Raw genomic sequence first — 13,908 nt, 5'->3', positions numbered from 1 at the left:
CTATGTACACTTACCTTTTAGAAAAAATCGGAACAAAATGGGCAAATGTCCTGATGGGTATTTGGTACTTCTCCTTACTATACCTGGTAATTAGTCTTTTTGGATTTGAAGCGGGCTTGTTTAGGTACTTGAATTGGTAAAAAGAAGATTAATTTAGCCATAGCGGACTATTTATATTTTTCATTGGAGATTACGTATTTTAAGGAAAATGCCTAAAGATCCCAGCTAAATGCCGCTTTCCCCCACCAGAATTTACTTACTACTTTTTGCATGCTTTCTCCTATTCATAGATGTTGAAAATATCTATTCCCAAAATAGAAAGCTCGAATTTGAACACATTTCCGTAGAAGAGGGGCTTTCCCAGGGAAACGTAAGCTGTTTTCTCAAAGACTCTTACGGTTATCTTTGGATAGGCACCCAAGATGGACTGAACCGATATGACGGATACGAATTCACCTCCTTTTTCCATGAACCAGGCAATCCCAAAAGTCTGAAGAGCAATTACATTTGGACCGTACTAGAAGATAGAGAGAAGAATCTTTGGATCGGGACCTTTGGCGGAGGATTGAGTAAATGGGACAGAAAAACAGAGCAATTTCTCAACTTCCTGCCTGAAGCTGGAAATCCCTACGGAAGTCTGGCCCATGATGGTGTCAGGTCTTTATATCTCCATCAGGATTCTTTACTCCTGATTGGAACTGATTATGGTCTTTCAATCCTGAATACTCATACCTATCAAATCAAGAGCTGGCCACATGAACCGGGCACTTCCCGCAATTTTTTTGCGAGAAACATCCTGAGTATGAGTCCCCTCAAAGAGGGACGTTTTTTACTCGGTCATAATAATGGATTGGCTGTATTTGATCTGGAAAATGAAAAACTGGAAGCCCTCAACTTTACTTCAGAATTTCTGAGAGAAGACCAGATTTACTTTACATCCTGCATATTAGCTGAGAGCTCTCAGAGATATTGGATAGGGACTAGTATCGGATTGTTATTAGTTGTCGAAGACAGCAATGGGAAATTCAGGATTGAAAAGTATTTGCAGAAAGAGAATGCTGCTGAACAAGGACTTCTAAGCAGCTCAATCACCTCCCTCTTTCTGGATAAATACGGAACCTTTTGGATTGGCACAGCAGAAGGATTGAATTTTGGAGATATTGAGCGATTGGAAACTGAAGGAGCCCACATCCTCAATCGCAGTAGTCATGATCCCAATGTTCTATCCTCTTTATCTCATAATCGCACCAATGCCATTATGGGCGATGAATCCGGGAATCTCTTACTGGGTACAAGCTACGGGATCAATAAAACCTCTATAAATAGTCCCTTTTTTGGGAAAATAAGCTTCGAAAGTTCTCAGAGGCAGCTCTGCAATAATAAAATATTGGGAATCAATCAGGATAAAGAAGGAAAACTATGGGTAGCCACGGTAGGAGGATTGAGCATTTTTAATAGCTGGGATGAGATACCCGGAGACCTTACTTGCTACCATATGGAGCAGGAACTAGGGACAGATTATTTGTTAAATGTTTGCCGGGACAGGAATGATCAGATGTGGCTGACCACTCGCAGGGGAGGTTTCGCCAAAGTCATAGTAGAAGGATCTGGGAAATTAAGCTTTGAACACTATACCCACGATGATAAAGATCCCGAAAGTTTGAGTGCCAATACGGTCTACACATTTTATGAAGATAGTAAGGGCAGGTATTGGGTGGGAACGGCTCTCGGCGGCCTTAATTTATTCGACCCGATAAGCGGTACTTTTAAGCATTATCTTCATAATCCGGAAGATAGTACAGGATTACCTCATCCCTTTGTTTACAGTATACTGGAAGATCGGATGGGCAGATTCTGGATTGGCACTGCCGGGGGAGGATTGTGCAAAATGGATCCGGAAAAAGGAACCTTCACGACCTATGATTCCAAAGGGAACCTTCCCGGTAGCCTTAGCAATGACATGATCCTCAGCCTTCATGAAAATCAGGCAGGTCAATTGTGGATAGGAACGGCAAATGGTTTATGCCTCATGGAAAAAGAAGGAGTTTTCCGTTCTTTTTTTCGAAAAGATGGTCTACCCAATGATGTGATTTATGGGATACTCGAGGATGAAGAGGGAAATCTATGGCTAAGCACAAACAATGGAATCTCCCGAACCAGTTGGAAAGAGGGTGAATTCAAGACACGTAATTTTGGGATCGAAGATGGATTGTCCAACCTGGAGTTTAATCAGTTTGCCTACTTTAAAGCCCAAAATGGACAAATGTTTTTTGGAGGGACTCATGGGCTGGTTTATTTCCATCCCGATAGCCTGAAACTCAATAAACAATTACCCAAACTCCAGATAACAGGAATAAAGCTTTTTAATCAAGAAGTGCCGGTAGATCCCAATCCCGAGAATCAATCAGCTTTTCATTTGCCGCAATCAATCCGGGTTACAGATGAAGTGAAGCTAAGCTATGATCAGGATTTCCTCTCCTTCGAATTTGCTGCCCTGGAATACACCAAAGCAGAAAAAAATCAATTCGCTTATCAGTTGGTCGGAGTAGATAGAGACTGGGTATATAGTGGAAAGAGGCGCTTTGCAGATTATCCCAATTTAGCTCCGGGAACTTATACTTTCCGAGTTAAAGCCTCCAACAATGATGGACTTTGGAACGAGGAGGCTAAGGAACTACAAATCCATATTTCTCCCCCACCCTGGAAAAGCTGGTGGGCCTATGCCCTCTATGCACTTTGTTTTCTGGGAGCCATTTTCCTCTTTATTTCCTACCGAACCCAAGAAGTCCGTCAGGAAATGAGGACGCTTGCCCGAATTGAAAGAATCAAAGTTGAAGAAAGGGAACAATTGAGAGCCAGAACCTCTCAGGATTTTCATGATGAGGCGGGAAACAATTTGACAAAATTATCGCTCTACACGGGCTTAAGTAAAAGAAGTGCTCAGGATAATCCTGACTTGCAGGAGTACCTTCAGAAAATGGAAGAAAACCTGCAGGAATTAGGCTCTGGAATCCGGGATTTTATTTGGACCCTTGACCCCAGACACGATAGTTTGCATGCTACCCTGGATCGGATCAGAGATTTTGCCAGTTCCCTCTTCGAACACACGGATATCGAATTTCACTTTGATAATCAGCTGCAAGGAGATGAAGAGGAAAGTTTGACTTTAACTACCAAAAGGCATTTGCTCCTCATTTGTAAGGAGGCCCTGAATAATATCCTGAAGTATGCAGATTGTAGCAAAGTTTCTATTCGGGTAGCCAGGAAGGACCAAAAGCTGCTCCTTTCACTTATTGATAATGGAAAAGGTTTCCATGAGAAGGATCTTAAACGGGTCAATGGCTTAAATAATATGCGAAGCAGAGCAAAAGAAATGGAGGCTCAACTCCATATTGAGAGCCAAGAAAGTCAGGGAACTTGTATTCGCCTGGAAAAAGAAATCTTTAAGAAAGAGGAAGCCCGATTTTAAACAGGCTTCCTCCTTTTTATTAGCATGTCAGGGCATCCAGACTCGCCTGTGTATCATCAATGGCTTGTCTATAAGCGGCTCTTTCAGAGCTGATCACGCAATCGTCCAGTTTTTCAGCCTCGTCCAGATAGTCCATAAAGGCCTGGCGGTAGGCTTCACAATTTGCCGAACTTTGATCCATTCCATAGGCTGCTGCTGCATTGGAGAGTGCAGTTGCCTCATCCTGTAGTTCTGCCGCATAGTTACAAGTAATCGGATTATTGGTTTGATTACAGGAAATTGCACTAAATGCCAGAAGTAAAAAAGCTAAGATGCTTAGATTTTTAAGGGTCTTCATAGAGAATTAATTAATGATTTGATTATAAGATTTGTGTATGTATTATTTTTCAACCAGTTCCACACGTCGGTTTTGACTTCTTCCTTCTTCGGCTTGATTTGAGAGTATGGGAACCAAAGGTCCAACCCCTTTCGCCTCTAATCGAGCGCGCTTTATGCCATAATCTTCCACCAGCTTTTCTATCACTGCCTGAGCCCGATTTTCAGAAAGTCTCAGATTGTATTCCAGCTCTCCTTTCATATCGGTATGGCCTACCACATATAAATTAAGCTCAGATTTTGACCTGAGAAGTTTGGCGATTTCATCCAAAGCCGCTTTTGATTCTTCTTTTACAATGGCCTTATCAAAATCAAAATAGATTCCATAGAGAGCCACTTTTCCATACTGCTCTATCTCTCGGGAAAGATAGGCCGCATCTGCCGTTACCAGACCTGTTTCCGCTTCCTTTGCCTCAATCACGTCCAGCTGACAGATTACCCGATTTTTGCTGAAGCGTTTCGCATAAAGTACCAGATAGGTAGCTCCTTCCGCTCTTTGCACTTTCCCTACGATAGCAAAACTGCCTCCGCTGCTACTGGTGCCTCGAAACATATCATTGGCACGGGTATTTCCTGGGAAGGGATTATTCCCCAAAGCCAAACCTATCCACGTCATGCCTCCGACTTCCTTTTTGACATTTCTCTGAGGAAAGAGGCCTTTTGATAGGATATCGATCTTTGCCTTTGTCAAAGCCTGCAAATAGTCCTGATAGACTTCTCCTATCGACAACTCTTCTACAGATTTATCAATGAAATAAGTGAGACGACTCAAAGATCCTGCTATTACCCTTGATTCTTTGATTTGACGATAGCCTGTTACAGGGCCGCTTGCAAAATTGTACTCCCTGTATTTTACTTCTTCAAAGTAGCTGATATATGAACCCGGATATCGACTCAGCAAGGGATGATCCTCGCTTCCCTCTATGTCCTGGGCTTCAAGGAGGCCCGGAGAAAGTAGTAAGAGGAGGTATACTATAGTAATATAGACTTTCATAGAGGCTGCTTTAGTTAATGAGTAGGGGTTTACTAATACTACCCAAAGGGGTAAAAACTCTCAGGAGATAACTTCCTTGAGGGAGTTGATCTATACTCAGTTCATCTTCGAAGGAAGCTATTTCCGCATATTCTTTTAGCAAGATTTTCTGCCCCATCATATTCAGAATTTCAATCTGAACCGGAGCTCTCTGCGGCAACTGAAAGCTTAAGCGTATAGCCTTATTAGCTGGATTAGGAAAAAGCCGGAAGTCAATCATCTTGCTGAGAATTTCAGGATCAATAGCAGTCGCGAGGGCCTCCGTTCGGTATTGTGCCTGTTTTGTCAAGGTGCCAGGGCTAGTCGAAATACTATCCATTTGCATTATGAGGTATTTCTCTCCCTCAACGTACCAGGCATAGCGAGTAATTTCCTGGATGCTTGTAGAGGCAGGAAATCCCATAACGACAAGGGTATCATAAACCCTTTCTTCTGTCTTGATGCGCAAAGCATTGTTAAAAGTCCCCAAAGGAGTAGTAATATCTCCATAGGCATCTGCAGTATGGGTAATGCTTCCTCGTCGTTTTTGCATAAACAGATTTCCTTGTACCTGCACCCAATTCGTACCTGCAAAAGAATCTGTTTGCACATCTTCATAACTAATGGGAAAAGCCAGACTCAATTGAGGGTCTTCGTTTAACATAAACCAGGTCGTATCCCCTGTCGGAATACGGGTCAAAGCGGCTCCTAATAAGAAAAGGCTGTCATTGCTTTCCCGGTAAAAGAGATAATTGCCTATGGTATCGCCAATAGGAGTTAAAAAGCTTAAATCCGAATTGGGGAAACTGTCCTGCATCTGAATGGGCAGGGTATCTGGATTGATCGCTCGCCAGTCAAATCTAAAAGAGGGGCCAGAAATATTGCTAAAGTCCCAGCTTACATTGGGGCCGGAAGCACCCGGAGCGTAGAAATCCTGAACGATTTCTACTTCGGAAGATTCTCCCAAATCAAAAATGACCGATGAATTGATCATGGGCTGTCCTATGGCTAAATAGGACGAAAAAACCATGCATATGATGATAGAAAATAATTTCATAGGATAAGGTTAAGATTGGATAAGGTGTATGTAGGCATTCTGATCAGGAATGCCGACTAGCGTTCTTCATAATGCCTTGGGAATTCCCCGAGCAGATAAAATTCTACTTTTGTAAAATTAGAAGGGAGGGGAACGGACTTCAATTCCCCATATGGGTGATTTTAAATGAGGCGATCCTTGAGGGCTTTGGATACAGCCTCTGCTCTAGTGTGGACCTGGAGCTTCTTGTAGATATGTTTGATATGGGCTTTGATGGTATTGCTGGAAACGAACAATTTGTCCGCGATACTTTTATAATTTTCCCCTTCGCAGAGGAGCTTTAGCACTTCTGTTTCTCTTTCGCTAAGCTGAGATTGTTTTTTGTGGTGGTGGAAAGAATTGACTACCCGACGAGCAATGGCCGGACTCATAGGAGAGCCTCCTTTATGGGCATCCTCGATGGCTTGCAAAATCTGCCCGGGCGGGGTGTCTTTCAGCAAATAACCCGTTGCTCCTGCACATAGAGAGTCAAATAGAGCCTCCTCGGCAGCCTGTATGGTAAGAATAATAATATTGGTATTGGGGAGTTGGTCCTTTAGTTCGAGGGTACATTTGATCCCATTGATGCCTGGCAATTGGAGGTCCATAAGGACTACATCGGGTTTTGATATGGGAATATCTTCCAGGGCTTTTTCACCCGTTTCACATAGCGAACTACAGGAAAATCCGGGTGAGCCATCAATCAGAATTTTTAATAACTGACGAATCTCAGGATCATCTTCAACGATGGCCACACTGATTTCAGGATTTTCCATATCCCAAAATAGCAGAAAATGTGCTGAGCTGCCATTACCCATATGGGTGATTTATCTTTCGCCCTATGCTTTTACATATTGCTGAAACTGCTCAAGCAATCTTTGTGCTTGAAGCAAATGTCGTTTTTCATGACTTAGGATGATTTCGAAAGCTGTACTCAAATGGTAAAAGATCATTTTTGAAGCGGGAGAGTAAAGGACCGGATTTTGAGGGAACAAAGTAATGCATGCCTCGAATTCTTGAGTCAATTCCTCTTGATGCTTGAGAAAACGATTCAATATATCGGGAGTCTCTTCCAGATGAATGGGTTCCCAGATCGGAAAGGTTTTAATTTTCTTTTTTGTCTGCGGTTGAACGGATTTCAGGATTTCTTTACCCATAAATCTTACCATAAAACTGAGTTTGGAAAGAAAGGGGCTTTTGTAGGTGCCGTTCTGTAAAGCTTTGAAAGTAGGATAATAGCTTTCATTGATCACTATGAGATGGGCCAGTATTTCGGAGAAAGACCATTGATCGGGATGGGGACGTGTATGCATGAGGTCAGGGCCTAGTTCTCCTGCCAATTTTTCATAGGCTTTACTGAGGGACTGAATTTCCTCCTTCCAATGCTTCATTTCTTCTTGATTCATAGGACAAAGGAAGGAAGTATGGGAGTAAAAAATCTTGGTATAGACCAATATTTTCTGCTTAGCCTCTCCTACAGGCTCTTGATAATGTGTCCATATTGAATGGCATCAGCATGTGCACCCTCTGGCCAGCTTTCGATATTCTCAAAATGGATAGGAAGGCTGCGGCTGTTGGCAGGATCGGCCCCATTCGCCAAATGAAAATGTAAATGCGGAGCCTCGCTATTTCCACTATGCCCTACTCTTCCAATTTGCGCTCCTCTTTCCAGCAGATCTCCTACTTTCACTTCAATGCTATTCTTTTGTAAATGGAGGTAATAGGAATACTCTCCTCCTTCATGCTCAATGACTACATAATTTCCCAATACTCCTTCAAAGCCCTTCGCGAGTAAGGCTTGCTGTCTTTGCATACTTCTTTGTGTCCAGGCTTCTATACTCTCATTGGCTTGTCGCAAATTTTCATCAGATTCCTCATCTCCATCGCGAACACCCACCACTTTTCCTTTCCCTATACTCATGACCGCCTTTCCATAGCAAAAATAGTCTTCCAATTTACTTCCGTCCCCAATGTGGTCCTGGGTCCCCTCCCCTAGCTGAACAAAATCATAGGCAAATTCCTGTATGATTCCCCAACGATGATGGCTATGCAAATTAGGTGCTCCCCCAACAAACCAACTGCCTTTCAGAGGAAAGTGGTAACTATTGGGCGATTGATACTTTTCCACCTTAAGACTGGAAAAGCTAGAGAATTTATTCCCTTGCGAATCCGAAAAACTAATTTCGATGCCTACTTCATCTACCTCCATATCCAAAACCAGAGCTTGTTTCGTAATCAAAAGGGCTTCATTTGAAGCCAATTCTAAATCCGTAGAAAGCTTAAATCCTTCCAGGAGATTTTTGGTTTGGAACTGAAAATCATAAAGATCGAGATAGCCCAATTCCTGATATTGGGCAAAGACCTTGGCTTTCGCCTCCAGATCTTCTTTCAAGAGGCCCTTTCTCAGAAGAATTTCCCCTTCCTTTTTTGCTAGTAATTCCAGGGAGCTTATTTGATAGCTTTCTTTCCGAGGATTTTTTATGGCAATATTCTGAAGGAGCAGGGAGTAAAGTTCAGCCGGTGTCCCTGGGCCTTTTAAAGAGTAGGGGTAAATCTGATTTGTAGGATAAAAAGCGATTTCCAGAGAGGCTTCTTCCAGAATTGCCCCTTTAGGTTGAGGAAAAAGGAGGCTAAAAATGAAAACAATAAGTAAGGCAAAATTTTTCATGCTGAGATTTTCCGTTTGACGTGTGAAGCTTTCTCAGGATAGTCTGAGAAAGTTTTGAATGGGTTGCATGAAGGGATTTGCAGCGCTTTGGCAAGATTCCGCGTTAAGAATAAAAAAGCACTACAAATATGATTTCTCGAGTCAAACGGATAGTCCCTTATATATTCTTTACTTTTCTTTTGGGTGTGGGATTTATGGTTCCTAGTTGTGAATTTACCGGAGGCCCTCAGATTTCCCCCTGTAATTGTGAACGCTATGCATATTTTGACATAAATGGTTTGCAGGTGGATGCCTATGAAAATTTTTCAGAAGGGACGTTAGTTAATGCCCTTGATACCCTGAGTTTTGCCCAATTTGGTGGAATTTATGTCGATTATCAGGTGGAATATCATGCAAGCCTGGAAAAACCTGCCAAAAGCAATTGGTCTTTCTCGCTCATGAATACGGCATACGCCTGTACCTGTGTACCCGGTCCCAGAGGTTCTAAAAGAGAAACCTTCGTCAATTTTCAGGTACTTACCCTCAATGATTTCGATGAGGACCACAAAGCCAATGATGACATAAATGATCTACTCCAATATCAGGGCAATTTTCTGGGATTAGACAGTTCTACCTTAGAAGATTTTCTAAATAATAGCGAAGGGAAAATCGAAAGTGAAGACATGCTCCTTGCGCTGACCAAAGCTCCTGAATTAAACCCCGAACTAAAGCTGAAAGTCATTATGGAACTTTCAACTGGAGAAATCTACGAAGCTGAAACTGCGCCATTTTTCCTATTACCATAAAGAAAGCGCCATGACCGGCTGGCCATGACGCATCGTTTTGATTCCAAGAATTGAATCTTACTAGCAGCTGGTGTCGCGCAGAAGCGTATCCCAACAATGCCAATCTGTGTCATTGTAATGTTGTTCGTTTCTAACCCGTCCGTTTCCATTGGGTTCGTTCCACTGGATCTCAAGGATGTTGGTCGGATTAACAGGGCCGGCTCCTACTTCGAACTCTCTGTTGAAAGGGCTATTTGATGTTGCTCTATATTCTACATAGCCTCCGGTAGAATTGCTGGATGGATTTACATTGGTATAGCGGATTTGATGCAGGACACTTCCCAAATCTTTGTCATACTCAATCATGAGGTAGGATTGAGGATTGTTGGGACGGTGATTGATGGTAAAGTCAGCCTCAGAACCGTCAACTTTGGTTACTGCTGTGATCCATTCGAAATTGCTGAATCCTCCTCTTTGCGAAGTAGTCATTGTCCATTCTACTTCAGTAGCACCAAGGACATATTCTCCCGTTAAGACTACATCATAGGTTTTTCCCCCTAAGGCTGGTGGTGCAGTATATACATAGGACCATTCCCATACACCCCCACCTAAATGAACAGGTCTTTCATTGAATGCGGCGCCTACAGCAGCCAAAGGAACACTTACATTGATGACTACAGCTGTGTTCCAAACCAGGAGGTTGATTCCTGCAAAGGCCCAGTTACGATAGCTAACGTTCATGGTTTGATTAGTAACCGTATCTGTTTCGGTTTCGGTTACCTCATCAAAAGGCATGGTGTACATTTCAGCTACGGGTAAATCAGGAGCTTCGGTTTCGGCGATAGGAGGAACAGGTACGTTCTCTTCACAAGCAGAGAAAAAAGCGAGGGCAAGGATAAGAAGCAATAAGCTTGATAACTTTTTCATAACAGATTCTTTTGTGTTTATGTGTAAAAGAGTGAGCGTCTTTTTATGCTCTTTGCCTTTAATACCCAGGATCATATTCCTACCCTTAGTCCGACCCTTATTTTTTTTCAATTTTTTTGAAATTATTTTTCACCACAAGGATAAAAGACAGAAAACCAGACACTTAGAGAAAGTGTCCGGTCTCGAAAAAGGCAAAAAAAATCTTATTCAGCGATCAGGGTGTCTCGTAAAACGGCACAGGTACTGAAAAATCCCAAAGCTCCATTGCTGATATTTCCTGGAATATTGTCGGGAGTAGCATAGTACACATACCCACTCCACTCTGTTTCTAATGCCATCGCTCGCAGGAATTCAGCAAAATCATCATTCAGCCCAAACTTTTTGACTTCCACAATACTTCCTCTGGGAAAACGGACTTGCTCCCGACGAGGGAAAACCAATTGACCGATATGAACGGAATTGAAGGTGTAGAAATACTGAATCGCATGAGTATTTTCCTCATTGCTTAAATGGGACCAGTCGATATCCATTTCATACATAGCCTGCTGACTGGGATTGAAGACATGAATGAATCGAGAGAAAACCAGGCTATCAACATCCCCATTTTCTTCAAAACTAAAAGTCGGAATGGGACTCACATTGGATAACTCACTTTGAGCAGCATATCGTTCTCCTTGCCACTTTATCTCCAGGCTATAAATCAAGTTATTGATTATTTCAAAGCTCTGATCACTCAGGTAGCTTCCCGGCTCTGTATCATTGTGGGAGAAAGTATATTGCACCCCATTTACTTCTACCAGAATTTCAGCATCTGTAACTGCTGGAACAGCGCCATTGATATCCGGGAAACTTTGAGAGAGCTTGATTTCCTGTCGAATATTTTCGTCCGTAAGGATCGCTTCTACTACGAGATAGCTTTCCTCTGAAGTCTCTAGTTCCCACTCTCGATACTCTTCACAGGCAAAGAAAGTCAGGCATAGCAAGCAACAATATGTTATTGAAAGTTTCATGATTTACAATTTGAATCGATAGCTCACAGATGGTAAAAATCGCCCCAGACTAAACTGACTGGGATGGACCGGAACCTCAGAGAGGACATTCGTTTTTACTACATGGCTAAGATTACCGTCCGGTATCTTATTGAATTGAATGATGAATGGATTGACATGTCCCAATACATTGTAAATAGATACTGCAAGACTATGTTGGTATTTCCGGCTCACATCTTTATTCAGGCGAAGGCGGAAAGATATATCCATGCGATTGTAGGTAGGTAGGCGATCATTGTTCCTTTCTCCGAAAATGGGAACAGGTTGATCATTGAAATTGAGATAGGCAGTAGGTGAGCTAAAGGTCGCTCCACTATAAGTCGTCCAGTATGCACTTGCCAGGATTCGATCAGACATCTGATAGTTGACAAAAACAGAAAAATCATGGGGCCTATCCTGAACAGCTGGATACTCCAGGCTATTATTTATTCCAAGCGTCCTTCTGAAACTACGAGAATAGGTGTAGGATAGCCAACCATTTAGCCTGCCAAAATCTTTCTTCAGCAAGAATTCAATGCCATAAGAACGTGTCTCGCCAAATCGTAATTCCCCTTCAAATAAAGGATTCAAATAAACCGTTGCATGCGGCTCGTAATCGACTTGCCCGCGCATCTTTTTGTGGTAAGCCGCAGCACTAATTTCCATACGGGCTTCTTTGAAAAATTTAAGATAGCCGAGGGACCATTGCTGAGAACTTTGGGGGAAAATGTTAGGTCCGGCAGGCGCCCAGATTTCCAGGGAGGTAAAGGGTGAAATGGAATTGGAAATCAATTGTAGATATTGATGATAATTGCCGAAACTCAATTTCAATTGAGAACTTTCATCTACCTGATAGCGCACACTGAGTCTAGGATCCAGGTTTACATATCGATTATAAATCCCACGGCCATGCGCAACAGTATCTTCTACCCTATAATTTTGGTCGAAATTGTAATAGACATCAGGGCCTCCTCTGGCAAAATTGATCAGCCTTACTCCTGCCTGTAGGCGCCATTTCTTTTTAATCTTCCAGTCTCCTTGATAATAGAGAACATTCTTTCGGGAATAATTCGGATTTAGATTGGGAATAATGGATAAAGAGGAATCCAATGAAAGGCTACCCGGATTTGTAAAATAGCCCTGCAGTTCCATGCCGAATTTCTCCGTGAAATTTTGTCGTTTGTAATGGGTGAAATCTATTTTAAATCCCAACATGCCCAATTCGGACTTCCAGGTATTAGGGTCAATCAATAAGCGATTTGAATAAGTACCGGAATTGATAATGATATTGGAGAAGAGCTTGGCATTGTACAGGTGGTTCCATCGAAAGGTCGCTGCAAAGTTATTCCGAAAAACGCCAATGCGCGATCCGATTTCATTGCTGAAGTTTTGGGAAATATCCGAACTGGAAATCGTGGTAAAGTAAAGGCGATTTTTATCATTAAGTCGTCGATTCCATTTCAGGTGAAAATCCTGAAACTTTACTTTGAGTTGAGGATTATTTCTCTGGTATATCCAATCGAAATTAGATTGCCTTGTGGTGAGAAAAATAGAGCTCTTTTTCTTTCTAATAGGAGTTTCTATAGAGTAGCGAGACACAAAAGGAGTAATGGCTCCGCTAAAGTGAAATTTATTCAAATTCCCTTCTCTTGTTCGGATGCTGATGATAGAAGAAAGGCGATCTCCCATACTGGCCGGCATATCCCCCTTATAAACCCTGATGCTTTTGGTGAAATCCGGGATCACCATGGAATAAAAACCAAAGAGGTGAGAAGGATTGTAAATGGGTGCATCATCGACTATGATCAGATTTTGATCCCTTTCTCCTCCTCTTGCATAAAAATAGGCCGAACCATCCCCATCTGCTTTGAGGCCGGGGAGGCTTTGCAGGCCTTTTACCAATCCACTTTCTCCTGCGAATTCCGGCATATTGTTAAGGACTTCGGGCGAGAGTTCCATGGCATCCAATTGCTTTTTATTGAGAATATCCTCCAAAGGAGGAGCAATTACAACCTCCGGCATGTCAAAACTGACTGGAGAAATGGAGACATTTTGTTGTTCCGATACTTCCAGAAGGATGGCTTGTTCTTGTCTTTTATAGCCTACGTGAGAATAGGCAATGGTATAATTTCCCTTTTCCAGCGGAAGCGAATAATACCCAAACTCATTGGTAAAGGTTCCAAAAGAAGTTCCTAATGCATGGACCGTAGCTCCTATTAAACTTTCTCCCGAAGTCCGATCCGATAAAAAGCCTGAGAGAATCAGGTGTCGCCTCTTATTTCTTCGTGCAGAAGTGAGAACAATTTGATCATCAAAAATACGGTAACGGATATTGAGCTTCTCGGAAAGCCGATCCAGACATTCTGTAAGACTGATGTTATTAGCAGAAAAGGAAATGGGTTCCCGGGTATCGATCAGGCGAGAGTTGTAGGAAAATTCATAAGCGGATTGCTCGCTAATCTCCTCCAGGAGCTCTCCAACAGTAATCCTGGATCGTTCGATATTGATCCTAGGACTATTAACCTGCGCATAGAGCTGGCTACAGAAAAACTGAGCAAGAATTAGGTATACAAGGATTTTTTGCATGTGA

12 protein-coding genes are annotated in these 13,908 nt (G+C 42.4%); 3 read left to right on the top strand and 9 right to left on the bottom strand.

Annotated elements, in window-relative coordinates; all coding sequences use genetic code 11:
• Positions 1-2: 2 nt before the first annotated feature.
• Positions 3-140: a hypothetical protein gene (locus R8P61_34890; GenBank protein ID MDW3652316.1), complete on the top strand. Its 138-nt coding sequence runs from the start codon at positions 3-5 to the stop codon at positions 138-140.
• Positions 141-229: 89 nt separating this feature from the next.
• Entirely contained in the window at positions 230-3,469 is a 3,240-nt protein-coding gene (locus R8P61_34885) for a two-component regulator propeller domain-containing protein (protein ID MDW3652315.1), read from the top strand.
• Positions 3,470-3,488: 19 nt separating this feature from the next.
• On the opposite strand, the gene R8P61_34880 is transcribed toward R8P61_34885, so the two are convergent.
• From R8P61_34880 to R8P61_34855, 6 genes are all read right to left on the bottom strand, one after another.
• On the bottom strand, positions 3,489-3,806 hold the full coding sequence (locus R8P61_34880; GenBank protein ID MDW3652314.1) for a hypothetical protein: 318 nt from the start codon (positions 3,804-3,806) through the stop codon (positions 3,489-3,491).
• Between the two features lie 42 nt (positions 3,807-3,848).
• Complete coding sequence (locus R8P61_34875; GenBank protein MDW3652313.1) at positions 3,849-4,838, bottom strand: OmpA family protein; 990 nt, start codon at positions 4,836-4,838, stop codon at positions 3,849-3,851.
• A gap of 10 nt (positions 4,839-4,848) precedes the next feature.
• The gene (locus R8P61_34870; protein ID MDW3652312.1) at positions 4,849-5,913 is read right to left on the bottom strand and encodes a T9SS type A sorting domain-containing protein; all 1,065 of its coding nucleotides are present in this window, start codon (positions 5,911-5,913) and stop codon (positions 4,849-4,851) included.
• 161 nt (positions 5,914-6,074) lie between these two features.
• Complete coding sequence (locus R8P61_34865; GenBank protein ID MDW3652311.1) at positions 6,075-6,749, bottom strand: response regulator transcription factor; 675 nt, start codon at positions 6,747-6,749, stop codon at positions 6,075-6,077.
• 21 nt (positions 6,750-6,770) lie between these two features.
• Positions 6,771-7,337, bottom strand: a complete 567-nt coding sequence (locus R8P61_34860) for a DinB family protein (GenBank protein MDW3652310.1) — start codon at positions 7,335-7,337, stop codon at positions 6,771-6,773.
• A gap of 68 nt (positions 7,338-7,405) precedes the next feature.
• Positions 7,406-8,599, bottom strand: a complete 1,194-nt coding sequence (locus R8P61_34855) for a M23 family metallopeptidase (GenBank protein ID MDW3652309.1) — start codon at positions 8,597-8,599, stop codon at positions 7,406-7,408.
• 128 nt (positions 8,600-8,727) lie between these two features.
• On the opposite strand from R8P61_34855, the gene R8P61_34850 reads away from it, so the two are divergent.
• Complete coding sequence (locus tag R8P61_34850; protein MDW3652308.1) at positions 8,728-9,384, top strand: hypothetical protein; 657 nt, start codon at positions 8,728-8,730, stop codon at positions 9,382-9,384.
• Between the two features lie 60 nt (positions 9,385-9,444).
• Here R8P61_34850 and R8P61_34845 read toward each other — a convergent pair whose 3' ends face one another.
• The 3 genes from R8P61_34845 to R8P61_34835 all read right to left on the bottom strand — a co-directional run bounded on the left by R8P61_34845 (position 9,445) and on the right by R8P61_34835 (position 13,904).
• Entirely contained in the window at positions 9,445-10,290 is an 846-nt protein-coding gene (locus R8P61_34845; protein MDW3652307.1) for a hypothetical protein, read from the bottom strand.
• Between the two features lie 203 nt (positions 10,291-10,493).
• Positions 10,494-11,300 carry a DUF4249 family protein gene (locus tag R8P61_34840; GenBank protein ID MDW3652306.1) on the bottom strand — a complete coding sequence of 269 codons (807 nt, stop codon included), beginning with the start codon at positions 11,298-11,300 and terminating at the stop codon, positions 10,494-10,496.
• Between the two features lie 3 nt (positions 11,301-11,303).
• On the bottom strand, positions 11,304-13,904 hold the full coding sequence (locus R8P61_34835) for a carboxypeptidase-like regulatory domain-containing protein (protein MDW3652305.1): 2,601 nt from the start codon (positions 13,902-13,904) through the stop codon (positions 11,304-11,306).
• Positions 13,905-13,908: the final 4 nt, after the last annotated feature.

The sequence above is a fragment of the Bacteroidia bacterium genome, assembly GCA_033391075.1.
Lineage (GTDB): Bacteria > Bacteroidota > Bacteroidia > J057 > J057 > JAWPMV01.
The sequence above is the reverse complement of the archived record's forward strand: the minus strand, read 5'-3'. Positions and strand labels throughout refer to the sequence as shown.

Excerpts from the sequence above, each read along its gene's own strand:
- R8P61_34860 (MDW3652310.1), bottom strand. The coding sequence starts at position 7,337 with ATGAATCAAGAAGAAATGAAGCATTGGAAGGAGGAAATTCAGTCCCTC.
- R8P61_34885 (MDW3652315.1), top strand. The coding sequence starts at position 230 with ATGCCGCTTTCCCCCACCAGAATTTACTTACTACTTTTTGCATGCTTT.
- R8P61_34870 (MDW3652312.1), bottom strand. The coding sequence starts at position 5,913 with ATGAAATTATTTTCTATCATCATATGCATGGTTTTTTCGTCCTATTTA.
- R8P61_34890 (MDW3652316.1), top strand. The coding sequence starts at position 3 with ATGTACACTTACCTTTTAGAAAAAATCGGAACAAAATGGGCAAATGTC.
- R8P61_34855 (MDW3652309.1), bottom strand. The coding sequence starts at position 8,599 with ATGAAAAATTTTGCCTTACTTATTGTTTTCATTTTTAGCCTCCTTTTT.
- R8P61_34835 (MDW3652305.1), bottom strand. The coding sequence starts at position 13,904 with ATGCAAAAAATCCTTGTATACCTAATTCTTGCTCAGTTTTTCTGTAGC.
- R8P61_34880 (MDW3652314.1), bottom strand. The coding sequence starts at position 3,806 with ATGAAGACCCTTAAAAATCTAAGCATCTTAGCTTTTTTACTTCTGGCA.
- R8P61_34865 (MDW3652311.1), bottom strand. The coding sequence starts at position 6,749 with ATGGGTAATGGCAGCTCAGCACATTTTCTGCTATTTTGGGATATGGAA.
- R8P61_34840 (MDW3652306.1), bottom strand. The coding sequence starts at position 11,300 with ATGAAACTTTCAATAACATATTGTTGCTTGCTATGCCTGACTTTCTTT.
- R8P61_34845 (MDW3652307.1), bottom strand. The coding sequence starts at position 10,290 with ATGAAAAAGTTATCAAGCTTATTGCTTCTTATCCTTGCCCTCGCTTTT.
- R8P61_34875 (MDW3652313.1), bottom strand. The coding sequence starts at position 4,838 with ATGAAAGTCTATATTACTATAGTATACCTCCTCTTACTACTTTCTCCG.
- R8P61_34850 (MDW3652308.1), top strand. The coding sequence starts at position 8,728 with ATGATTTCTCGAGTCAAACGGATAGTCCCTTATATATTCTTTACTTTT.